This is a genomic window from Streptomyces sp. NPDC059909, assembly GCF_042730885.1.
Taxonomy (GTDB): Bacteria; Actinomycetota; Actinomycetes; order Streptomycetales; family Streptomycetaceae; genus Streptomyces.
On the sequence record NZ_JBHWKX010000001.1, the window covers coordinates 112,515 to 133,831 of the forward strand.

Genomic DNA, 21,317 nt, shown 5'->3' on the forward strand with positions numbered 1-21,317 from the left:
AGCCCAATTGGGGCGAAACAGCCAGTGAACCGGGGGTGTACCCGGATTCAGCACCCCTGGTGCGTCACACAGCACGAGCCGCATTCCTATGATGGGCGCACGACACCGCGGGCCTCCCCGACCAGGCCGGTCCGACGGTGCACGGCGGCGCGACGGTGGTGGAGGGGTCGATGACTCAGGGGGCCGGTCAGGGACCCGTGGTGCGGACGGCGACGTTGCGTGACTTCCGGGTGCCCCCGTACGCACAGGTCCCGGTGCAGTCGCAGGCGCCGTCGTACGAGCACGTCCTCGATCACCCCGGCAACGCCTTTCCGGACGACGAGCCGCCGGAGGGCTACACCCCCACCGAGCGCGACCTGCCGGTGATCAACCGTGGGGACACCGTCCAGGTGACCGTCGCGCCCGTGGAGACACAGGCCGCCGTCCCGGACGGCCTCGGCCCGCTCTACGTCGTCGGCGACGTCCACGGCTACCTCGACGAGCTCCTCGCCGCGCTCGCCGAGCAGGACCTGATCGACTCCGAGGGCCACTGGTCCGCGGGCAACACCAGGCTCTGGTTCCTCGGCGACTTCACCGACCGCGGCCCCGACGGCATCGGAGTCATCGACCTCGTCATGCGGCTCTCCGCCGAGGCTGCGGCCGCGGGCGGCTACTGCAAGGCCCTGATGGGCAATCACGAGCTGCTGCTCATCGGCGCGAAGCGCTTCGGCGACACGCCCGTCAACTCCGGCGCCGGCACCGCCACCTTCCAGGCGGCCTGGCTCCTCAACGGCGGCCAGAAGAACGACATGGACCGCCTCCAGGACGTCCACCTCCAGTGGATGGCCCGGCTGGACGCGGTGGTCGAGGAGGACGGGCATCTGCTGATGCACTCCGACACGACCGCCTACCTCGAGTACGGCACCACGATCGCGGACGTCAACGACAACGTCCACGAGATCCTGAACCGCAACGACGCCGACGAGTGCTGGGACCTCTTCCGCAAGTTCACCAAGCGCTTCGCCTTCCGTGACGACGACGGACCGCAGGCCGTGCGCGAGCTGCTCGCCGCCTACGGCGGCCGGCGCATCGTCCATGGCCACAGCCCGATTCCGTATCTGCTCGGCGAGGTCGGCACCGAGGACGCGGCGGACGGTGCGGAAGGCTCGCGTCCGGTGGTCGAGGGCCCGCACGTGTACGCGGACGGACTCGCCATCGCGATGGACGGCGGAGTGACCATGGCCGGAAAGCTGCTGGTGGTGCAGCTCCCCCTGCATGACTGAGCCATTCCGGGTAAGGCGATTTCCGGAAACCCCCTGTCACCCCGTGCCGTAACCGCTCTACCATCGGCTTATCCGTAGCAGGCTCTCCTCCGTTTCCGCCCAACTGCCCACCCACGCGGGCAATCCGGCCCTACGGAGCATCGGGGGATGCACATGAACAGCGCTCCGCACCTGCTGACCGAGGACCGCGCCGAATACGAGCGCATCCTCGACGACGCGCTGCGCAACGCACATGACCGACCGGATCTCGACGCCGTCGGGAAGCGGCTCAACGCCGAACAGCTGCGCACGATGGCGCTCAACGCGACCGCACTGATCACCAGCGCCGCGTCCGCGGAGTACGAGCACTTCGTGAAGGTCAGAGAGGAGCTGCGCTCGCCCTCCACGGCGTCGGTCCGGAACGCGGTGATCGACCCCGCGCTCGGTGAGGCGTCCGAAACGGGTGCCGGGGCAGGCTTCGGTGCCGTCCTCACCGTCCTGGCGCCGCTCCTGGCGGGCACCGCCGCGGTGATCTTCCTGCTCGTGGGGTATGCCCTCAAGGCGCTCAGCCCGGAACCCTCCTTCGCCGAGACCCTGGTGACGGCCGGCTGGTTCTTCGGGGCCCTCACGGCGGCGGGACTCCTGGCCGCCGCGATCGGCCTGCTGATCACGGCCCTGCGGAACGGGGCGACCCAGGTGCCCGCCGAGGAGGCGGGGGGCGAACTGCCCGACGAGGTGGCACGTGCCAGGGAGGCCTGGCGGCACGCCCTCCTGGAGCGCGGAATCATCCCGTTCCTGCGCGCCGCGCTCGCCGACCCCAGCGCCGACCCCGCCTCCCCGGCCCCGCCGCGCCGGGTGAGCCGGATCCCGAAGGTCGGCTACAGCGGGCCCGACTTCTCCAGTCCGAGCGAGGGCTCATCGGCCGGCTCCCGGCCGACGTTCACCAGCCCGGACTTCACCAGCCCGGACTTCGGCCCTCCGGAGCACCAGCCCGAGTAGCCGGACCGCACAGCCCACCCCAGGAGCGGTGCATGGCGACACCACCACGTCCGGTCCCCCTGCTGGAGCAGTTCGACTTCGCGCGGCGGCGCCTCGCGGACCGTATGGCGGGGCCGGTCATGGACAGCGGCAAGGCTCGGACGTCAAGGTCGGCCCCATGACCGACGAGGAATATCTGACCCGGGACGACTACCGCGTCAGCGGGGACGCCGCCGCCTTCGACTCGGGCGCCGCGGCATGGCGCGATGCCCTGCTCGAGGCCGACGATTCCGCGCTCGACACGGTGGGGCACAGCACGTACCCCCACGGCAGCGACCCCGAGGACCCCTTCAACCGTGTCCGTTCCGAGGCCGATCAACCGGGTGCGATCACGGTGGTAATGGGATGCACCGTCATGAACCAGTCATCAGCTGCCACTTGTGGCTTCGCGTCCTCGCAGCACCCTGAGGTCGGGCAGGTAGTCCACCGTCACGGCGACGCAGACGACGTCGCCGGATGCCGAACGCCCCACCCACACGGGATAGGTGCCGTCCCCGCACGTGGCGAAGGCCGTCAGATCGGCAGCCGCGTTCCTGTCCGTCGTCCGCAGGATGTACGTCGAGTCGGACAGATGCTCCCCGGCGTCGGGATCGTTCTCGATCAGCGCCCGCTCGAAGAGCCGCTGCAGTGGCCCCCAGGCCGCGGCATCGGCGAAGCAGCCCGTCGCGCTGTCCGTACTGAAGCCGTACGCCTCGCCGTCCCCGAGCAGTCGGAGGTCGTCGTCAGCGCCGAGGGCCATCTGCCAGAAGACGACGGGAACGTCGCTCACCAGCAGCCGAACGGCCGTTGTGTCCGCACGCGTCACCCAGCCGCCGGTCCACTCGCAGTCGTACCCGACGCTGACCTGTGCCTCTTCGAGGACGTACTCACCTGGCGGCACGGCGATCGTGATCTGCGGCCCCTCGCCGTTGTCGGGGCTGTCCACGGCCAGCAGGCCGCTGGGCACACGCAGGGTTCCGCTCCGGACCGGCTCCAGGACCGTCATCTCGGAGAAGTGACTGGTGGACATGCGGGTGCCGGGCCGGAACAGTTCGTGCAGATGGCCGGGACCGGCCGGCCGTGGCGGCTGCCACTCGTCCTGCGCCAGGGCGGCCGCACCCCGATCGGGCACGTCCGCGTTCCGGAACGCCTGTGGCCCGGCCGGCCCACCAGTGACGCCGATCGCCGCCCGGGCAGTCCCCGTGGGGAGCAGGAGCGGGGTGCGACCACAGTCGCCGACCGGGTCGTTGCGAAGATCGCTTCCCAGGTGGCCCTCGAGGCGCTGAGCCGGTTCACCAAGTCGGCCGGCCGCGTACCGCCCGGCCGTCGGACGCCACGCGTGACGACATCCGTGCGGAGGGCACCCGAGCGGAATGACGCACGGCGGGACGACGAATCTACCGCCGGACGGCCGGACGTGCTCGGCGAAGCTCGGATGCGCATCGCCGTGGAGCTGGGCTATCCGTCCGACATCGGGGCACAGTGCGCCGCGGTGCGCCGAGAGGTCACCGAACGGCTCTGGACATGGGCCGGCATGGACGTCTCCGACCTCGCGGTGTCGGTCGAGAGGCTGCACTCGGTGCACTCGCGGCACACAGATCGGGGGAGGGTGAGATGAGCGCCAGCACCTGGCGGCAACCGACCGGCGACAGCGACCTTCCCTCCGATCCTGGACAGGCAGCTTCGTCCTCCGGTGACCCCCCGGACAAGGGCGCGACGGCAGGGGCCCATGAACCCGGCCGGTCGGCCCGCCGATTCTGGTCCGCGCGGCGGATCACGGCGGCCATTGTGGCCCTGCTGTCCGTCGCGGGTACCGGACTGCTCCTGTACGACGTGGTCTCGGTGCGGGTAGACCAGCCCGGGATGCGCTGGCGACGGCGGCTCGCCGAGGAACTGGCCACACGACCGCTGGACGACATCTGGCTGATCATCGGGGCCGCAGTGGCGATGGCCCTCGGCCTGTGACTTTTCCTGCTGGCGGTGACGCCGGGACTGCGCAGGCTGCTGCCCATGCGGCAGCCCACCGGTATCCCCGGGTCAGGGGAGGTCCGTGCCGGGCTCGACCGCCGCGCAGCCGCCCTGCTTCTGCGCGACCGGGCCATGCGGGTGTCCGGTGTCCAATCGGCACGGATCGATGTCGGCCGTCGGCAGGTCAAAGCCCGGGTACAGGCACATTTCCGCGATCTCACCGAGGTCCGCGCGGACTTGGAAAGGGCGCTGGGCGAAGCCGTGACGACCTTGGGTCTGGCCCGGCAACCCACGCTGGCCGTGCGTGTCCGGCGCCCGAAGAAAGGCTGAGGCCCGATGCTCAAGACAGTGAACCGGGTGGTGCTGGGGCTGCTCGGCCTTGGACTGTTCGCCCTGGGTAGCGGCGTGCTGCTGGGCGGGCTGGATCTTCAGCGTCGCTGGGGTTTCGACATGCCGGGCTGGTGGCCCTTCCGTGGGCCGGACGATGTGGTGCTGGGCACCGTGGGACGCACCCGGTGGCGGGAAGAGGGCTGGTGGTGGCCAGCTGTCATCGCGGTGCTCGCCGTGTTGCTGGCGCTGCTGCTGTGGTGGTTCTTTGCGCAACTGCGCAGGCACCGGCTGGGCCAGGTCCTCGTCGACAGCGAGGACGGCGCGGCGGCCCGACTCAATGGCCGCGCGCTGGAGGACGCGATCGAGGAAGAGGCGCAAGCCCTGGACGGGGTCTCGCGGGCTCATGTGCGGCTGTCGGGCCGGCGTACTGCTCCGGTCGCACGGGTGCGGCTGTTGCCGGAGCCTCACGCTGAACCAGCGCAGACTCTGGGGCAACTGAGCCGGGAACCGCTCGCACACGCACGGGACTCGGCAGGCCTGGACCGCCTGCCGTCGAAGGTCCGACTCCGGGAAGCCCGCCATCGCGCCCACCGCGTCGCCTAATCCGGTCGCTGGCGAGTCGCGCTTCCCTTTGGGGCCGGCGCACCGACTTGATCTTGAGCCCTTGCAGTTGGGGGTCGAGGGGAAAACTTGATCTGGGGCACGCTGCTCGTGGTGGCCTGGCGGGACGACCGTCTGGATGAATCCCAGCTGAGGGAGTCGCTGGACCGGGCGCGGGGTCAGATCGACGCACTGGAGACGATGCGCCTCTCGGCAGCGGTGGTGATCTCCTCCCGACGGAGTGCGCAGCGTCAGTTCTGACAACCCGTGAGACACCCTGATGGGCCGTGGCGCGATCCTGAACAGCTCTGCGGAAGAAATCTCGTTGGGCGGGCGCACTTGATGTTACCGCCGACGGACTTTTAGTGGTCAGCTACCTATTCGTATCGCCGGGCCTCTCCCAGCAGTCGCCTGCGAACCGTTGTAGGCGAATGACGAAGAAGCGTCTGGGGACGAGGACCTTTCACAGAGTGGACTGCGGCGCCTCTGGTCGCGCCTTTGCGCGACGACGGCCCGGCATTCCAGACGTGCCGGCATCGGCCTGTCCGAGATCTACGCGTTCATGGACCGGGCCATCGACGAGCAGTTAAAGAGTCCCTTCTGCCGGAAAAGCGGCATAGGCATAGCATGGTGAGTGGGCCGGTGCACTCTCACGTGCAACCGACCCGGAAGGGCGGCCCCGGTGTGTATACACCGGGGCCGTTGCGCACGGTCGGCGCGACGGCAGGGAACGAGCGAGTCGCGGTGCGTCCAGCGGCCGAGCAAGCCACCGAAGCCGGCACCAGGCTGCGCGGTGACCGACTCGTTGGGGACAGCCGGCTCAGCAGGTGAGGGTGAAATCAGGCTGGTGGGTGAAAGGGCACGGCTATGGCGGAGGGTGATCAGCAGTCCGGCAAGGGCGCGGTGGACCGGTCGGAAGGGTTCGGTGAGCGGCTGCTGGGGGTGCTGCTGGACCGGGCACACGAGATGCCGCCGCAGCTGATCGCCCCGCTGATCGCGGAAGAGGTGACCAGGGTCGGTGGCCGGGACATTTCGATCCTCCTGCAGGACTACGCACAGCTCCTGCTGGTGCCGCTGCCGGGCAGGGGGCTGACCGTCGGTGAGCCCGAGCCGATCGGTGACTCCCATGCCGGCACGGCCTTCCTGTACGCGACCACTGTCGAGGTACCGCAGGCCGACGGCGTCCGGATGTATCTACCGTTGCTGGACGGCAGCGACCAGGTGGGAGTGTTGACCCTCACCCTGGAGACCCTCGATGACGACGACCGGCGCCTGCTGCGCAGGCTCGCCGGCCTGATCGCCGACATGCTGGTCACCAAGCACAGCTACACCGACCAGTTCTTCCTCACCCGGCGCCGCGAACCCATGAGCGTGGCCGCGGAGATCCAGTGGTCCCTGCTGCCGCCGCTGGCGATGTCCGTCCCGCAGGTCGCGGTGGCCGGGATCCTGGAGCCCGCCTACAACGTCGCCGGCGACAGCTTCGACTACGCGCTCAACGACGACATCCTGCACGTGGCCGTGGTCGATGCGATGGGCCACGGCCTGAACGCCGCCACCATGGCCACTGTCGCCATCGGCGCCTACCGGCACTCCAGACGTGCCGGCATCGGCCTGTCCGAGATCTACGTGTTCATGGACCGGGCCATCGCCGAGCAGTTCGGGCCCGAACACTTCGTCACCGCGCAGATGATGCGCCTGAACATCACAACGGGCCACCTGCAGTGGGTCAACGCGGGACACCCCGCACCCCTGCTGATCCGCAACCACCAGGTCCTCCGGCAACTGGAAAGCCCGACCACCTTGCCGGTCGGCTTCGGAGGTGAAGAGCCCCAGATCAGCGAGCAGATCCTCCAACCCGGCGACCGGGTGCTGTGTTTCACCGACGGCCTGATCGAGGAGCATGAAGCCGGCGAAGAGCAGTTCGGCGAGGAACAACTCATCCACTGGGTCAACCGCATCGAGCACGCAGAGAAGGGGGTACGGGCGGTAGTGCGATCGCTCTCCCACACACTGAAGGAGGAACGGGGCGGGAGCACCAGTGACGACGCGACCCTCTTCCTGATCGAGTGGCGCGGGGGCGCCGCCGACCACCTCGCCGTCCTGGAGTGAGCCGATAGCCGCCCCATCGTTGACGGAGCCGAAGCGCGCAGGCCTGCGGCCCGGCCGCACCGAACCGGTCCTCAGAGCCGTGCTGACCGGAACGTGCGAGGGACACAGGCCCAACTCGCCGAACGATCGGAGCGAGGCACTTTCGTCGTGCCTGGCTTGATCGGACGGTTCATGGACGGTGACCTGGAGCTCGGCGACTTCTTCCGGTCCCGCGAACACGTCGACCGGCGACGGTGACCGGTGGCGCAGTCCAAGGCCGCCGCCCGGGCCGTGCCACCAGGACTTGTCCTGCCGCAGCGCGGTTCGTGAGAGACGACAGCGTCCCCCGGAGCGTATACCGGGGGGCGCTGAGACGTCAGAAGATCAGTCCGCAATGGGCAGGTAGACGCGGTGGCCCGCCTCCGCGAACTCCTTCGACTTGGCGAGCATGCCCGCTTCAACGTCATCGTCGCTGGTCACAGCGAGATCCGGGGCGAACTGCTCTGTGATGCTTCTGCTGATCTTCATCGAGCAGAACTTCGGCCCGCACATCGAGCAGAAATGCGCGGTCTTCGCCGGCTCCGCCGGCAGCGTCTCGTCGTGGAACTCCCGTGCCGTGTCCGGGTCCAGGGCCAGATTGAACTGGTCCTCCCAGCGGAACTCGAAGCGCGCGTCGGAGAGGGCGTCGTCCCACTCCTGCGCACCCGGGTGCCCCTTGGCGAGATCGGCCGCATGTGCGGCGATCTTGTAGGTGATGACGCCGGTCTTGACGTCGTCCCGGTTCGGCAGGCCCAGGTGCTCCTTGGGCGTGACGTAGCAGAGCATCGCCGTACCCCACCAGGCGATCATGGCGGCACCGATGCCGGAGGTGATGTGGTCGTACGCGGGCGCCACATCGGTCGTCAGGGGGCCCAGCGTGTAGAAGGGCGCCTCTTCGCAGATCTCCTGCTGGAGGTCGATGTTCTCCTTGATCTTGTGCATCGGGACGTGTCCCGGGCCCTCGATCATCGTCTGTACGTTGTGACGCTTGGCGATCGTGTTGAGTTCCCCGAGGGTCCTCAACTCGGCGAACTGCGCCTCGTCGTTGGCGTCCGCGATCGACCCGGGCCGCAGGCCGTCGCCGAGCGAGTACGTGACGTCGTACGCCGCGAGGATCTCGCAGAGCTCCTCGAAGTTCTCGTACAGGAACGACTCCTTGTGGTGCGCGAGGCACCAGGCGGCCATGATCGAGCCGCCGCGCGAGACAATGCCGGTCTTGCGGCGGGCCGTGAGCGGCACGTACCGCAGCAGCACGCCCGCGTGGACCGTCATGTAGTCGACGCCCTGCTCGGCCTGCTCGATGACGGTGTCCTTGTAGATCTCCCAGGTCAGCTCCTCGGCCTTGCCGTCGACCTTCTCGAGCGCCTGGTAGAGCGGCACGGTGCCGATGGGCACGGGGGAGTTGCGCAGCACCCACTCGCGGGTGGTGTGGATGTTGCGGCCGGTGGAGAGGTCCATGACCGTGTCGGCGCCCCAGCGGGTCGCCCAGGTCATCTTCTCCACCTCCTCCTCGATGGAGGAGGTCACAGCGGAGTTGCCGATGTTGGCGTTGACCTTCACCAGGAACCGCTTGCCGATGATCATCGGCTCGATCTCTGGATGGTTGACGTTCGCCGGCAGGACCGCGCGGCCGGCGGCGATCTCCTCGCGCACGACCTCGGGGGAGACGTTCTCCCGGATCGCCACGTACTCCATCTCCGGTGTGATCTCGCCACGGCGGGCGTACGCGAGCTGCGTCACCGCCTGGCCGCCGCGGCCCCGGCGGGGCTGGCGCGGGCGGCCGGGGAAGACGGCGTCGAGGTTGCGGAGCCCGCCGCGGGGCGAGGTGTGCTTGATCCCGTCGTCCTCGGGGCGGACGGGACGGCCGGCGTACTCCTCGGTGTCGCCGCGACCGATGATCCAGTTCTCCCGCAGCGGCGGCAGTCCGCGGCGGACGTCGGTCTCGACCTGTGGGTCGGTGTACGGCCCGGACGTGTCGTACAGGGTCACGTCCTTGCCGTTGGTGAGGTGCACTTGGCGGACCGGCACCCGGATGTCGGGGCGGGAGCCCTCGACGTATCCCTTGTGCCAGCCGATGGACTTCCCGCCCTCGTTCTCGCCCTCGTTCGAGCCGGAGGCAGGCGTGCGTGTGTCCTCAATGGTCATCGTGACCTACTCCCTACGCCGGCATTACCCGGTAACAGGTTCGGCGGTCGGCGCAGCTGTCCCGTACGGATCTACGGAGGTCAGCGCCCTCTCAGCCCGGTGCTCCGAGCTCCCGCGTGTGCAAAGGTGTCACCACGCTAGCGCCCCATCGGGCGTGCTGAACAGTGGGCCCTTGCCGTTCTTGCGATGATCGGGCGGTGACTTCCTCGCAGCAGACGCCCGAACCCCACGGCCCCGCGAACGGCAAGGCGGCCGATCACGCCCATGGCCACACGCACAGCCACGGGCCTGCCGAGCCCGTTTCGAGGCACCTCCGGCGGGTCATCGCCGCGGTGCTGATTCCTTTCGCCACCGCGGTTCTGGCCGGACTCGTGGTGCTCTGGCCGGGCGGCGTCCCGGGCCACGAGCGCACCGGAGTCGGTTTCGACCGGCAGACCGAGGACGGGCGGGTGGTGAAGGTCGAGCAGGTCGACTGCAAGGACGTGAACGCCGCGCAGGTGCCGCCGACCGGCGACACCTCGACCCCCGAAGGACGCGAAGCGGTCAGTTCCCAGCAAGGAACGTGCGCGAGAGCGACGGTCGAGGTCACGACCGGTGAGAACAAGGGCCGTACGTTCATCGAGATCGTGCAGCCGGACGCTCCTCGGCAACTGCACCAGGGGCAGGGCGTGGTGGTGGCGTACGCGCCCGACGCCCCGCGCGATCTCCAGTACTCGGTCGCCGATGTGGACCGGCAGTTCCCGATGGCACTGCTCGCAGGGATCTTCGCGCTCGTGGTCGTCGTGGTGGGACGGATGCGCGGGGTGGCGGCCCTGATCGCGCTCGCCATCAGCTTCGCCATCCTGACGCTGTTCATTCTCCCCGCGATCCTGCAGGGCTCGAATCCCCTGATCGTGGCGGTGGTCGGGGCGAGTGCGATCATGCTGATCGCGCTCTACATGTGCCATGGCCTGTCGGCCCGTACCTCGGTCGCGGTGCTCGGGACGCTCATCTCGCTGCTGCTGATCGGGCTGCTCGGCTCGCTCTTCATCGGCTGGGCGTCCCTGAGCGGGAACACGGACGACAACACCGGCCTGATCCACGGCCTGTATCCGAACATCGACATGTCCGGTCTGCTGCTGGCAGGCGTGATCATCGGTTCGCTCGGTGTGCTCGACGATGTGACGGTGACCCAGACGTCGGCGGTCTGGGAGCTGCACCAGGCGGATCCGACGATGGGCCCGCGCCGCCTCTACCAGTCCGCCATCCGCATCGGCCGGGACCACATCGCCTCGGTCGTCAACACGCTCGTACTGGCTTACGCGGGTGCGTCGTTGCCCCTCCTCCTGCTGTTCTCGGTGGCGCAGTCCGGCGTGGGGACGGTCGCCAACAGCGAGCTGGTGGCGGAGGAGATCGTACGGACGCTGATCGGCTCGATCGGCCTGGTCGCGTCGGTGCCGGTCACCACGGCGCTGGCGGCCCTGGTCGTCTCTGCCGACCGGCCGGCGGGCACTGCCGCTGCCGGTGCGGGTAACGGCAGGTCCGTGGTACGCGGCGGGAGGGGCCGCCGCCGCAAGAGGTGACCTCAGCCGGCGTTCTCCTCCGCGAGGATGCGCCCGAGCGCCGCCTCCAGATGGTCCTCGAAGTCACCGAGGGTGCGCTCCTGCCCCAGCGGTACGAGCTTGTCCGTACGGTCGAGGAAGGCCACGAGGGGTGAAGCGCTCACCCTGAACATCGCCCGGTCGCTGCCGACCTGGAGCCGGATGGACACGTCGGACAGCCCTTCGGGTGCGGTGGGCGCGATGTGCACATCACCGTCGCCACTGGGCCCGTTGATGCCGTCGATGAGCAGCTCCCGGCCGAAGGCCCAGGTCACTGGCGCGTCACCGGGCAGGTGAAAGGTCATCCGAACCGCGTATGGATCCTCCGTCTCATACCGGAGTTCCACCGGGATCCGGAACGAGAGCTCCTCGGAGACCAGGAAGCTCATCAGGACCTCGGCCTGAACCGACTCGCGCATCATGTACCCCGCAGTAGATGAAAACGGCCAGGAATGATCCCCTTGGCCTCTTGCCCATCGTCCAGCACCCCGCCAGCAGATCACAAGGAGTAATTTTTCAGATACTGATAGAGAAGGCGAACGAGCTGAACAGGCTACCCATCCCGCTGCGCAACTGCTCAACTGCGGGCAGCAATCGGGCTTCCTGATGAAGGGGAAGAGAAATCGCCATGGTGGCGGCCATGGAACCCACCGTGATCGGAATAGCCGCGCAGACCGTGCCGAGTGCATATTCCTGGCGCTCGACGACGGGTTGCATCCGGCCCGTGCCGCCGAGCCGCTCCAGCAGCGCCCGCCGGTCGCGGACCGTATAGGGCGTGATCGTCTGTACGGGATGGCGGTCGAGGTGGTCCTCGCGGGCTTTCTCGTCGAGCTGGCTCAGCAGACACTGGCCGATCGCATGGGCGTGGCCCGTCTCGCGGAAGTCGGCCCATTCGTCCACGGCGGGTGCGTACGGAGTGTCCGAGACGGCGGCGAGTTCGATCTCGCCCTCCCGGTAGAGAGCGAAGTAGACGGGCACGCCGATCGCGTCCCGCCAGTGGGCCAGCGAGTCCTCGATCTTGCTGCGACGATTCTGCATCGCTCCGCCGCCGGCCAGCCGCACGGCCGCTTCACCCAGGACGAACACGCCCTTGTCGCGACGGAGATAGCCCTCATGGGTCAGCGTCCGCAGCAGGTGGTACGCGGTGGGGAGCGGGAGGCCCGCTTCACGCGCCAGCTGCTTGGCGGGGGCTCCGGCCGTGTGGGAGCCCACGGCCTCCAGCAGTCTCAGCGCCCGCTGCACCGAGCCGATCAGCGTGGGTGCAGGGGCGGATGCGGGCGTGGGTGCAGGGGCGGATGCCGGCGTTGGCGCGGGTGCGGGTGCGGGTGCCGGTGCGGATGCAGGTGGCGCGGGTGCAGGTACTCGTGCAGCAGGTGCAGGAGCCGTAGCTGTAGCCAAAGGTCACCCCCAGGCGTGGTGACGGGCGGCATGCCCGCCCGCGGGGGCCGCCCCCGCGCGTCCGCCGCCCTCCTGAAGGTGGATCGAAGATGCCTGGATTCGAGCCCAGAAATTACCCAGGAAGTCGTACAAACCGCTGTTCATTGCGATCTTCGACCCTTGATTCCCAGGGGGCGACAGACGTTTGCCACTCTAATGGCAGCCCCCGTTCGGGCGCCCGATTCCCTTCGCCGTTCCCCCGCGCGGGCTAACGTGCGTACGCGTTACCAGTCGCCGCTCGACGATGAGGACGAGTTCATGAACTTCCGTACGACGTAGACGAGTCCGCCGACGAGCGCCACGAACACCAGCACCTTGAAGAGCAGTCCGATCACAAACCCGATCACGTTCGCGATAAGCCCGCCGAATACGACGATGGCGATCAAGGGGACCGCAACCCACTTCACCCACCAGGGCATCCCCACGAATATCTCCCGCACCGCCATCGTCCTTACCTCGCTTCTGTGAGTTGTCCTGGCTTCGATGCTAGGGGTGGGCGAGGGCCGACGGAGCCTCCGCAGCCCTTGGACTCCCCTGATCCGTCCCCTAGGGAAACCCGGGGCGGCCGGCGGTCAGCTCTCGGGGGGAGAAAAGACGACCATGACGCGCAGGTCCTCGGTGATGTGGTGGAACTTGTGGGCCACCCCGGCCGGCACGTAGACCACGCTGCCCCGCCCGACCTGCGTCGTCTCCATCCCGACGGTGATCGAGGCACGGCCGCTGACCACGAGGTAGATCTCGTCCTGCCCGTGCGGCTGCTGGGGGTCGAGCTCACCCGCGTTCAGTGCGTACAGCCCGGCCGACATGTTCCGCTCGCGAAGGAACTGCAGATATGCCCCGTCGTTCGCGGCGCGCTCCGCCTCGAGCTCGTCCAGTCGGAATGCTTTCATCGTGCGTCCGCCCCTGCCGTTGGTCCGATCACGTCTGCCACGATCAGACACATGAAGAATTTCCTCGTCAAGACGATCGCGAACGCCGGGGCCCTGGCCGTGGCAATCTGGCGGATCCAGGACATAACGCTCACCGGGGACAGCACCGGGGAGAAGACGCTGACGCTGGTCCTCGTCGCGCTGCTCTTCGGCCTTGTGAACTTCCTCGTGAAGCCCATCGCCAAGCTGCTGACACTTCCGCTCTTCGTCCTCACCCTCGGGCTGTTCACTCTGGTGATCAACGCCCTGATGTTGTTGCTGACCTCCTGGCTCGCCGACGAACTCGATCTGGGCTTCCATGTCGACGGCTTCTGGACGGCGGTCCTCGGCGGTCTGATCATCTCGATCGTGTCGTGGGCACTGAACATGGTCCTCCCCGACGACAAGGGCTGAGGAACCGATGTCGTTCGCTGTCTGCTTCGTCTGCACTGGCAACATCTGCCGGTCGCCGATGGCCGAGTCCGTCTTCCGCGCTCGTCTGGAGGAGGCCGGGCTCGACGGCCTCGTCGACGTGGAGAGCGCCGGCACCGGCGGCTGGCACGAGGGTCACGGCGCCGACCACCGCACGGTCTCCGTCCTGGGGACGCGCGGCTACGGGGCGGACCACGTCGCGCGGCAGTTCCGCGCCTCCTGGTTCGCCCGGCTCGATCTGGTGATCGCCCTGGACGACGGGCATCTGCGCGACCTGCGACGGCTCGCGCCGACGGAGGCGGACGCCGCCAAGGTGCGGCTGCTGCGCTCGTACGACCCGGCTGCCCGGGCCGAGGGCGACCTCGATGTCCCCGACCCGTACTACGGCGGCATGGACGGCTTCGAGGAGTGCCTCGAGATGGTGGAGGCGGCGAGCGAAGGCCTGCTCGCCGCGGTACGTACAGCTGTTGAGGAGCGAGCGGCATGAGCATGGGTGACGGAACAAGGGCCGTACGGGCAGGGCTGCCCGAGGCGCGGAAGTACGAACCGACACTCCCGGGACCGGTCTTCGCCGCGCACTACCACCTGCCGGGCGAGCCGACGGGTCCGTACACCTACGGACGCGACGACAACCCCACCTGGACGCTGCTGGAGCGGGCCATCGGCGAGCTGGAGGCGCCGTCGGGCGGGGCGGACGGTACAGGAGAGGGGCCCGGGTCCGGGGTCGAGACCGTCGTCTTCGCCTCCGGGATGGCCGCGGTCTCCGCAGTCCTGCTGTCCCAGGTGCGGGCCGGCGATGCCGTCGTGCTCCCCGACGACGGATATCAGGCGCTTCCACTGGTGCGCGAGCAGCTGGAGGCGTACGGCGTCGAGGTGCGGACCGCCCCCACGGGCGGCGACGCCCAGCTGGAGGTGCTCGACGGGGCGGCGCTGCTGTGGATCGAGACGCCTTCCAATCCCGGGCTCGATGTGTGCGACGTACGGCGGCTCGTCGACGCGGCGCACGCCGGCGGGACGCTCGTCGCCGTCGACAACACGCTCGCGACGCCGCTCGGTCAGCGACCGCTCGAGCTCGGCGCGGACTTCGCCGTGGCCAGCGGCACCAAGGGACTGACGGGCCACGGGGATCTGCTGCTCGGGTACGTGGTGTGCCGGGACGCCGCGCTCGCCGCGCGCGTGCGGCACTGGCGCAAGGTCGTCGGCGCGATCCCGGGCCCGATGGAGGCCTGGCTCGCCCACCGCTCGCTGGCCACGCTGCAGCTGCGGTCCGACCGCCAGTGCGCGAACGCGCTCGCTGTCGCGCGGGCGCTCTCCGGACGCTCCGAGGTGACCGGGCTGCGCTATCCGGGACTGCCCGACGACCCCTCGCACAAGGTCGCATCGGGCCAGATGCGGCGCTTCGGCTCGGTGGTCTCCTTCACGCTGCCCGACCGTGCGCACGCGGAGCTGTTCCTGGCGGAGGCGCGCCTCGTCGACGACGCGACGAGCTTCGGAAGCGTCCGGTCCAGCGCCGAGCGCCGGGGACGGTGGGGCGGCGACGCCGTACCGGAAGGCTTCATCCGCTTCTCCGCCGGCGCGGAGGATCCGGACGATCTGGTGGCGGACGTGCTGCGCGCCCTGGACGCGGCGGCCGCCTCGGCCGCGTGACCGCGGAAACGGAACGCGAAGGAGCGGCGAAGCGCGCTCGAGCGCCCGAGCACCAAGGAGCAGACTGGACGCGCGACGACGGCGGGGCCGACGCACGACAGGACGGTCCGAGCCTCCCCCCTCATGGCTCGGACCGTCCCGGTGCCACGCGATTCACCGCGAATCCACGCGCGGAGAACCGCTCGACCAAAGGCTAGTTGACTGTGCGTCAGTGTCCAATCACGCTAGCGACAGCGACCTATCGACATATTTATAGTTGAGCAATGGACTTGGGCCTGCTGCGCACATTCATCACGGTGCACCGGGCCGGTTCGTTCACCCGCGCCGCCGCCCTGCTCGGGCTCTCCCAGCCCGCGGTGACCAGTCAGATCCGGACCCTGGAGCGGCAGCTGGGGCGGCCGCTCTTCCTGCGTCAGGCGCGTGGCGTCACCCCCACGACCGTCGGCGACGAGCTCGCCCACCGCGCCGCCCCGCATCTGGACGCCCTCGTCGAGATCGCCGAAGCCGGTCTGGACGACGAGTCGGGCGTCCGTACGCTGCACCTGGCCGGGCCGCCCGAATTCACCTCCGTACGCGTGCTTCCGGCGCTCACCCCGCTGATCTCGCAGGGGCTCGCGTTACGGACGTCCTTCGTGGGAAACGCCGAGGAGATCCTCGAAGGACTGGCGGCCGGGCATCACGATCTGGCCATCGCGACGGCCCGCCCACGCGGCGGACTGCTCACCTCGACTCCGCTCTGCGACGAAGAGCACGTCCTGGTCGCCTCGCCACGGTGGGCGGGTCGGCTCGGGCCCGGCATGCTGCAGGGGAAGGGCTCCGTCGTGCTGGAACAGCTGCCGGTGGTGGAGGTCCACGAGTCGCTGCCGTTCGTCTCCCGCTACTGGGCCGCCGTCTTCGACAGCCGGCCGCCCGCCGCGGGCACCGTCATCGCGCCGGATCTGCGCGCCGTACTGGAGTCGGCCGCGTCGGGCGCCGGGCTCGCCGTCCTGCCGCGCTACCTGTGCGAGAGCGACCTGGAGAGCGGGCGGCTGGTGGCACTGCTGGATCCTCCCGTTCCTCCTCTGCGTACGTACTTCCTCGTCGTCCGCACCGGGACACTCGCACTCCCGCACATCGCACGGGCCCACGAAGGACTGCTGCGCGCGGCCGCCGACTGGTGACAACCGGACACCAACAGGTGACGCCGGGCAACGGCAGGGTGGACAGGAGTTTCAGAACGGGTGTCGTGGGCCACTCTCTTGCCATGACCGAACGGCCAGTGGTCAAGCGCACCGCACGCGCCATCCTGCTCGACGGGGATGACCTCGTCCTGATCAAGCGGACCAAGCCGGGCATGGATCCGTACTGGGTAACGCCGGGCGGCGGGGTCGAGCCCGAGGACGCCACCGTCGTCGAAGCCCTCCATCGTGAAGTGGACGAGGAGCTCGGCGCCAAGATCGTCGACGTGGTGCCCTGTTTCGTCGACACCGTCGAACACATCGTGGACGGCGGCGTCTCGGGCGTGAAGGTGCAGCACTTCTTCGTCTGCCGACTGGTGTCGATGGACGAGACTCGGCGCCACGGTCCCGAGGTGGACGAGCCCTGTGGCCAGTACGAGATCGTCCGAGTGCCCTTCAGTCGCGTCGGGATCGCCGCCGTCCATCTCGTACCGCTGTCCCTGCGGCACTACCTGGACGGCAATATCGAGGGCGTGCGCGCGATGCACGCTCCCGATCTGGGCTGAACCCGGGCCGTGGTGCGGCGCGGGGTCCACGGGCCGGCACGGCGTCCGCCGAGTGGCGCACGGCGGCGGTCGCAGGCGGTCGGAGGCGGTCGAGGCGGTCCTAGTCGGCGGCCGCGACGAGCTCTTCGAGGGAGTCGTGACGGATCCGCTCGAACGGGATGCCGATGCCCCGGAGCGCGTCCACACCACTGCGGATCATTCCGACCGGGCCTGACAGATACGCGTCGTACTCGTTCCACGGACCGTATTCGCGGACGGCATCGGGCAGCTGGGCCTTGCCGTCGACGACAGGGCGCACCTGGAGCCATGGGTGGCTCTGCTGGAGCCGCAGCATCGTGTCGATGTCATAGAGGTCGTGGTCGGTGCGCGCACCGTAGAACACCTCCACCGGCCGGCGCTCGCCGTGCACGGCGACGTCCTCGACCAGCGCCTTGATCGGGGCGATGCCGGTACCGCCGCCCAGACAGAGCAGACCGTTGTCGGTGGTGTGGTCGACCGTCATGGACCCCGCGGGCGGGCCGAGGCGCAGCACGTCGCCGGGGCGGGCGTGGTGGACCAGGGCGTTCGAGACCCAGCCCGCCGGGACGGCCTTGACGTGGAAGGACAGCAGCCCGTCGGAGCGCGGGGCGCCGGCGAAGGAGTAGTGCCGCCAGACCCGCGGCCACCACGGCGTCTCCAGGCTGGTGTACTGCCCGGCCAGGAAGGAGTACGGCTGGTCGGGGCGGACGGTGATGACCGCGATGTCCGAGGTCCTGAGGTCGTGCGAGACGACCTCGGCGTGCCACCAGGCCGGCGCGTGGAGTTCGTTCTCCGCGGCCGCGTCGATCATGACCTGGGAGATCGTCGTGTACGTACGGACCCAGGCGGCCTCGGTCTCGCTGTCCCAAGTGGCGGCGGCGTAGCGGCTGAGCGCGCCGATGAGGGCCTCGCCCACGGCCGGGTAGTGGGCGGGCTGGGTGCCGTATTTGCGGTGACCACGGCCCAGGTTCTGGAGGTAGTCGACGAGCACGGCGGTGTTGTCCATGTGCTCGGCAGCGGTCAGCAGGGCCTTGAGGAGGCGATCCCGCTGGGTGTCCATCGCGGCGGGGAACAGGGCTCGCAGATCGGGGTGGCGGACGAAGAGCAGGGCGTAGAAGTATGAGGTGACCTTGTCGGCGACGGGGCCGATCTCTTCCATGGTCCGCCTGACGAGTATCGCGTCGGGCGACGCATTGCGCTGCTGCGTGTACGCGTGCGCGGCGGGGGGCGTCGGGGGCTCGGGCTCAGGCGCGGGTGGCGTCGGTCCGAAGCCCTCGGGCGCGGGCGCGAAGGCCTCGGGCGCTGCTGCGGCTGCCTGTGGTGCGGAGGCCGGGGCCGTCGGCGCATGGGCCGCGCGGGCCTGGGGAACGCGGGGTTCGGGCGCGGTGTGCTGCGCGGGGGCCGGGGCGCCCCGCTGCGGCATGGCGGAGGCTCTCTCGGCGCCGGTGCCGACCGGACGTATCGCGGCCACGGGACGGCTGGGCGGGGTTATTCGGCCCTCGTTCCCCTCGCCTGGGGCCCCGCCCTCCGTATGCGGCGCAGGCCGGCCCGTGGCATCGCCCCGCTTACGAGGGGTGAACCAGCCGCCTCCGCCGCCGTTTGCACCGTTCTCGCCCGAAGTGCCATTGCCGGCCGACGTGGTGGTCGGAGCGTCCATTGTGTGCCTCGCCTCGAACATCTTTCGGTCGGTCTGCGCACTTCCGCTGGTCCGGAACGTGCCTCAATTCCCCGCTCTGCCTCAAGACCGCTGCCGGCCCACACTAACCTTTGCCTTCGCGGGAATCGGGACGAGTGGGACTGGATTGTGACGCTGGCCCGCAACACCTGTCGTCGCAGCATCGCATGGAGTACTGCCGCAACGGACAAAGAGCGGAAAGTCCGGGTATCCGCGCCCGATTTCCCGTTAGGCTGCATTGCCCCCCATGCCTGTAGCCGCGGTCGGGTCCGGGCCTCCGGGCGTCCCGACCCCGTTCCCGTCGCCGCGAACTATTGGCGGAATCGCACCAGTTCGTATGCCTCCCGCAGATCGCTTCCCGTGTAGGCGTGTGTGGCGAGCTCGGACAGATGATGGTCCGCATTCACCGCCACCGCAACGGGCACCGCGGCGAAGATGTGCGCGTCGGACATCGAATCACCGTATGCAACACACTCGTCCAGCTTCACCTCGAACTCTGCACAGAGCTGGTTCGCGATCTTCACCTTCGCGACCGCATCAAGAATGCCGGACCGGTCGACCGGCTCGGTGAACGGTACAGACGGCCAACGTGAACCATGGGCGGCGTGCGCACCCCATGGCAGCAATCTCTCGACGAAGAAATCAGGCGAGAGGGAGATCACGGCACAGTGGTCCCCGCGGGTCCGGATATCGGCCCAGACCTCACGGATTCCCTCCATCCAGGGAGCCCCGTCGAAAGCCGCGATCAGCTGATCCTGAGTGAGCCCCTCCCACAGCTCCCGGGCCCGTACGGCGAATTCGTCCGGGGTGAGGCCGTTCCGCGCGAAGTGATGCTCCAGCGCGGCGATCTCATCGGAGAGTCCCAGCTGCCGGGAGATCTCCACAGCGGCCGCTGAGCCACGTATCAGTGTTCCGTCGAGATCGAAGAGGTGCAGCCTCGCCATGTACGCCGAGGTTAGTACGTGCGGTTACTCCCGCTGTCAGACGCGGAAGCAGGAGCCGGCGCGGCACGGTGTTTCACGTGAAACCACTCAAGCGGCCCGCTCGACGGGCCATCCTCGTCGTCCATGTCTCCGCATCGGCGGGCTGGCTCGGTCTCTCCCTCGGACTGCTTGGGCTGAGCGTCGCCGCGGTCACCTCCGGGTCCCCTGCCGTCGCCGAGGCCTCGTACCGCTCGATGGCCGTCTTCGCGAACTGGCTGATGATCCCCGTCGCGCTGCTGACCCTCGGCAGCGGTCTGCTCCTGTCCCTCGGGACGCCCTGGGGGCTGGCACGCTACCGCTGGGTCTGGACCAAGTTCTGGCTCACCTTGATCACGACCGCGCTTACGGCCTTCTCGCTTCGGCCGGGGGTGAACGCGGCCGCGAAGGAGGCCGCCGCCGGGATTCCGGTGACGGACCCATCGGGTCTTCTCGCCGCCCCGATCGTCTCCCTGTCGGCGTACCTCTTGATGACGGCGATCTCGGTCCTCAAGCCCTGGGGTATGACGCGCCGCGGTCGTCGCCTGCGGGTCTCGGCCAGTTCCGGTAAAGCGCTGGACGAGCGATCTCTGCGTCCGACAGCCTGACCTTCATGTCCACACCGCTCAGCGAGCTCCCCATCCGGCGTCTGACCACGGCAGACCTCACGTCTTGTGCCGATCTCTCCGAGGACCGCGGCTGGCCGCGCGAAGAGCACAAGTGGGGCCTGCTGCTCGCGGCGGGGACCGGATACGGCATCGACGACCCCTCCGGCAAGGGCCTCATCACGGCGTGCGTCGTCACCTCCTACGGCCCGGGGCTCGCCGCCGTCGGCATGGTGCTCGTGGCCGAGCGATACGCCCGGCGGGGCGTCGGACGGCGCCTGATGAAGTATGTGGTGGCCGAGAGCGGGGACACACCGCTCACCCTCCATGCCACCCCGAACGGGCAACCGCTCTACGAGGAGTTGGGCTTCACCACCGTCGGCGGCGCCGAGATGGTCTGCGGCCACTTCCGCCCCGCCGACCCGGCGCCGCAGGGCATCACCCGGACCGCTGCCGGAACCACGATCCGCCCGGCGACCGCCGAGGACGTCCCCGCGATCCTCCGCCTCGACGGTGAGGTCTTCGGCCTGGACCGCACCCACATGATCACGCGCCTGCCGGCCTTCGCCGATCAGCTTAAGGTCGCGGAGTCCGGCGGTGTCCTCACGGGCTACGCGGCCGCCTGGCCCAATATGAACACCCATGTCGTCGGCCCCCTCATCGCCCGGGACACGGACACGGCGAAGTCCCTCGTCGCCTCCCTGGCCGCGGCCACGGACCGCCCCCTGCGTACCGACATCGACGTACGCCACGACGAGCTGCTCACCTGGCTGAAGGCGAGCGGCCTGTCACCGATCGCCTTCAACGCCGTCATGACCTATGGCACACCCGCACTCCCCGGCGACTGGGCCCGCCGCTTCGCGCCCCTGACGGTCGCAGCGGGCTGAGCGGGAGGTCCCGCCGGG

23 protein-coding genes, 1 pseudogene and 1 riboswitch are annotated in these 21,317 nt (G+C 69.2%); of the genes and pseudogenes, 16 read left to right on the forward strand and 8 right to left on the reverse strand.

What is annotated here, in order from left to right:
* The first annotated feature begins 155 nt into the window (after positions 1–155).
* The 3 genes from ACFV9O_RS00545 to ACFV9O_RS00555 all read left to right on the forward strand — a co-directional run bounded on the left by ACFV9O_RS00545 (position 156) and on the right by ACFV9O_RS00555 (position 2,401).
* A complete protein-coding gene (locus ACFV9O_RS00545; protein WP_385411097.1) occupies positions 156–1,262 on the forward strand; it encodes a metallophosphoesterase in 1,107 nt (368 codons plus the stop codon).
* Positions 1,263–1,409: 147 nt separating this feature from the next.
* Positions 1,410–2,240, forward strand: coding sequence for a hypothetical protein (locus ACFV9O_RS00550; RefSeq protein WP_385410640.1), 831 nt, complete (start codon positions 1,410–1,412; stop codon positions 2,238–2,240).
* A gap of 32 nt (positions 2,241–2,272) precedes the next feature.
* A complete protein-coding gene (locus ACFV9O_RS00555) occupies positions 2,273–2,401 on the forward strand; it encodes a hypothetical protein (RefSeq protein ID WP_385410641.1) in 129 nt (42 codons plus the stop codon).
* Between the two features lie 245 nt (positions 2,402–2,646).
* Here the strand turns inward: ACFV9O_RS00555 and ACFV9O_RS00560 are convergent, their stop codons facing one another.
* A complete protein-coding gene (locus tag ACFV9O_RS00560; RefSeq protein ID WP_385410643.1) occupies positions 2,647–3,390 on the reverse strand; it encodes a DUF4241 domain-containing protein in 744 nt (247 codons plus the stop codon).
* A gap of 285 nt (positions 3,391–3,675) precedes the next feature.
* Between ACFV9O_RS00560 and ACFV9O_RS00565 the strand changes: the two genes are divergently transcribed.
* From ACFV9O_RS00565 to ACFV9O_RS00585, 5 genes and pseudogenes are all read left to right on the forward strand, one after another.
* Positions 3,676–3,876 carry a hypothetical protein gene (locus tag ACFV9O_RS00565; RefSeq protein ID WP_385410645.1) on the forward strand — a complete coding sequence of 67 codons (201 nt, stop codon included), beginning with the start codon at positions 3,676–3,678 and terminating at the stop codon, positions 3,874–3,876.
* A pseudogene (locus ACFV9O_RS00570) lies at positions 3,873–4,556 on the forward strand (DUF6286 domain-containing protein). Before ACFV9O_RS00565 ends, ACFV9O_RS00570 begins: the two are co-directional and overlap by 4 nt.
* 6 nt (positions 4,557–4,562) lie before the next feature.
* Positions 4,563–5,159 (forward strand): alkaline shock response membrane anchor protein AmaP, encoded by a 597-nt coding sequence (gene amaP / locus ACFV9O_RS00575; protein WP_385410647.1) that lies wholly within the window; start codon positions 4,563–4,565, stop codon positions 5,157–5,159.
* 87 nt (positions 5,160–5,246) lie between these two features.
* Positions 5,247–5,417, forward strand: a complete 171-nt coding sequence (locus ACFV9O_RS00580) for a hypothetical protein (RefSeq protein WP_385410649.1) — start codon at positions 5,247–5,249, stop codon at positions 5,415–5,417.
* A gap of 606 nt (positions 5,418–6,023) precedes the next feature.
* A complete protein-coding gene (locus ACFV9O_RS00585; RefSeq protein WP_385410651.1) occupies positions 6,024–7,265 on the forward strand; it encodes a PP2C family protein-serine/threonine phosphatase in 1,242 nt (413 codons plus the stop codon).
* 363 nt (positions 7,266–7,628) lie between these two features.
* On the opposite strand, the gene thiC is transcribed toward ACFV9O_RS00585, so the two are convergent.
* Positions 7,629–9,428, reverse strand: a complete 1,800-nt coding sequence (thiC, locus tag ACFV9O_RS00590) for a phosphomethylpyrimidine synthase ThiC (RefSeq protein ID WP_385410653.1) — start codon at positions 9,426–9,428, stop codon at positions 7,629–7,631.
* Positions 9,422–9,554, reverse strand: a riboswitch (TPP riboswitch). (Overlaps the previous gene by 7 nt.)
* 71 nt (positions 9,555–9,625) lie before the next feature.
* On the opposite strand from thiC, the gene ACFV9O_RS00595 reads away from it, so the two are divergent.
* Positions 9,626–10,990 (forward strand): YibE/F family protein, encoded by a 1,365-nt coding sequence (locus tag ACFV9O_RS00595; protein WP_385410655.1) that lies wholly within the window; start codon positions 9,626–9,628, stop codon positions 10,988–10,990.
* 2 nt (positions 10,991–10,992) lie between these two features.
* Here ACFV9O_RS00595 and ACFV9O_RS00600 read toward each other — a convergent pair whose 3' ends face one another.
* The 4 genes from ACFV9O_RS00600 to ACFV9O_RS00615 all read right to left on the reverse strand — a co-directional run bounded on the left by ACFV9O_RS00600 (position 10,993) and on the right by ACFV9O_RS00615 (position 13,335).
* Entirely contained in the window at positions 10,993–11,427 is a 435-nt protein-coding gene (locus ACFV9O_RS00600; RefSeq protein ID WP_385411099.1) for an SsgA family sporulation/cell division regulator, read from the reverse strand.
* A 97-nt stretch (positions 11,428–11,524) separates the two neighbouring features.
* Positions 11,525–12,250: an IclR family transcriptional regulator gene (locus tag ACFV9O_RS00605; protein WP_385410657.1), complete on the reverse strand. Its 726-nt coding sequence runs from the start codon at positions 12,248–12,250 to the stop codon at positions 11,525–11,527.
* A gap of 419 nt (positions 12,251–12,669) precedes the next feature.
* The gene (locus ACFV9O_RS00610; protein ID WP_385410659.1) at positions 12,670–12,885 is read right to left on the reverse strand and encodes a DUF5326 family protein; all 216 of its coding nucleotides are present in this window, start codon (positions 12,883–12,885) and stop codon (positions 12,670–12,672) included.
* Positions 12,886–13,017: 132 nt separating this feature from the next.
* Complete coding sequence (locus tag ACFV9O_RS00615; protein WP_385410660.1) at positions 13,018–13,335, reverse strand: cupin domain-containing protein; 318 nt, start codon at positions 13,333–13,335, stop codon at positions 13,018–13,020.
* A 51-nt stretch (positions 13,336–13,386) separates the two neighbouring features.
* On the opposite strand from ACFV9O_RS00615, the gene ACFV9O_RS00620 reads away from it, so the two are divergent.
* The 5 genes from ACFV9O_RS00620 to ACFV9O_RS00640 all read left to right on the forward strand — a co-directional run bounded on the left by ACFV9O_RS00620 (position 13,387) and on the right by ACFV9O_RS00640 (position 17,155).
* On the forward strand, positions 13,387–13,767 hold the full coding sequence (locus ACFV9O_RS00620) for a phage holin family protein (RefSeq protein WP_385410662.1): 381 nt from the start codon (positions 13,387–13,389) through the stop codon (positions 13,765–13,767).
* A 7-nt stretch (positions 13,768–13,774) separates the two neighbouring features.
* Entirely contained in the window at positions 13,775–14,272 is a 498-nt protein-coding gene (locus ACFV9O_RS00625) for a low molecular weight protein-tyrosine-phosphatase (RefSeq protein WP_385410664.1), read from the forward strand.
* Positions 14,269–15,432: a cystathionine gamma-lyase gene (locus tag ACFV9O_RS00630; RefSeq protein ID WP_385410666.1), complete on the forward strand. Its 1,164-nt coding sequence runs from the start codon at positions 14,269–14,271 to the stop codon at positions 15,430–15,432. Before ACFV9O_RS00625 ends, ACFV9O_RS00630 begins: the two co-directional genes overlap by 4 nt.
* Before the next feature lie 263 nt (positions 15,433–15,695).
* Positions 15,696–16,592: a LysR family transcriptional regulator gene (locus ACFV9O_RS00635; RefSeq protein ID WP_385410667.1), complete on the forward strand. Its 897-nt coding sequence runs from the start codon at positions 15,696–15,698 to the stop codon at positions 16,590–16,592.
* Between the two features lie 83 nt (positions 16,593–16,675).
* Positions 16,676–17,155, forward strand: a complete 480-nt coding sequence (locus tag ACFV9O_RS00640; RefSeq protein ID WP_385410669.1) for an NUDIX domain-containing protein — start codon at positions 16,676–16,678, stop codon at positions 17,153–17,155.
* Positions 17,156–17,255: 100 nt separating this feature from the next.
* Here ACFV9O_RS00640 and ACFV9O_RS00645 read toward each other — a convergent pair whose 3' ends face one another.
* On the reverse strand, positions 17,256–18,851 hold the full coding sequence (locus tag ACFV9O_RS00645) for a globin domain-containing protein (protein WP_385410671.1): 1,596 nt from the start codon (positions 18,849–18,851) through the stop codon (positions 17,256–17,258).
* 308 nt (positions 18,852–19,159) lie between these two features.
* Positions 19,160–19,792: an HAD family hydrolase gene (locus ACFV9O_RS00650; protein ID WP_385410673.1), complete on the reverse strand. Its 633-nt coding sequence runs from the start codon at positions 19,790–19,792 to the stop codon at positions 19,160–19,162.
* A gap of 77 nt (positions 19,793–19,869) precedes the next feature.
* Between ACFV9O_RS00650 and ACFV9O_RS00655 the strand changes: the two genes are divergently transcribed.
* Both ACFV9O_RS00655 and ACFV9O_RS00660 read left to right on the forward strand, forming a co-directional pair.
* On the forward strand, positions 19,870–20,415 hold the full coding sequence (locus ACFV9O_RS00655; RefSeq protein WP_385410675.1) for a DUF2269 domain-containing protein: 546 nt from the start codon (positions 19,870–19,872) through the stop codon (positions 20,413–20,415).
* A 5-nt stretch (positions 20,416–20,420) separates the two neighbouring features.
* Positions 20,421–21,299: a GNAT family N-acetyltransferase gene (locus ACFV9O_RS00660; protein ID WP_385410677.1), complete on the forward strand. Its 879-nt coding sequence runs from the start codon at positions 20,421–20,423 to the stop codon at positions 21,297–21,299.
* Positions 21,300–21,317 lie beyond the last annotated feature (18 nt).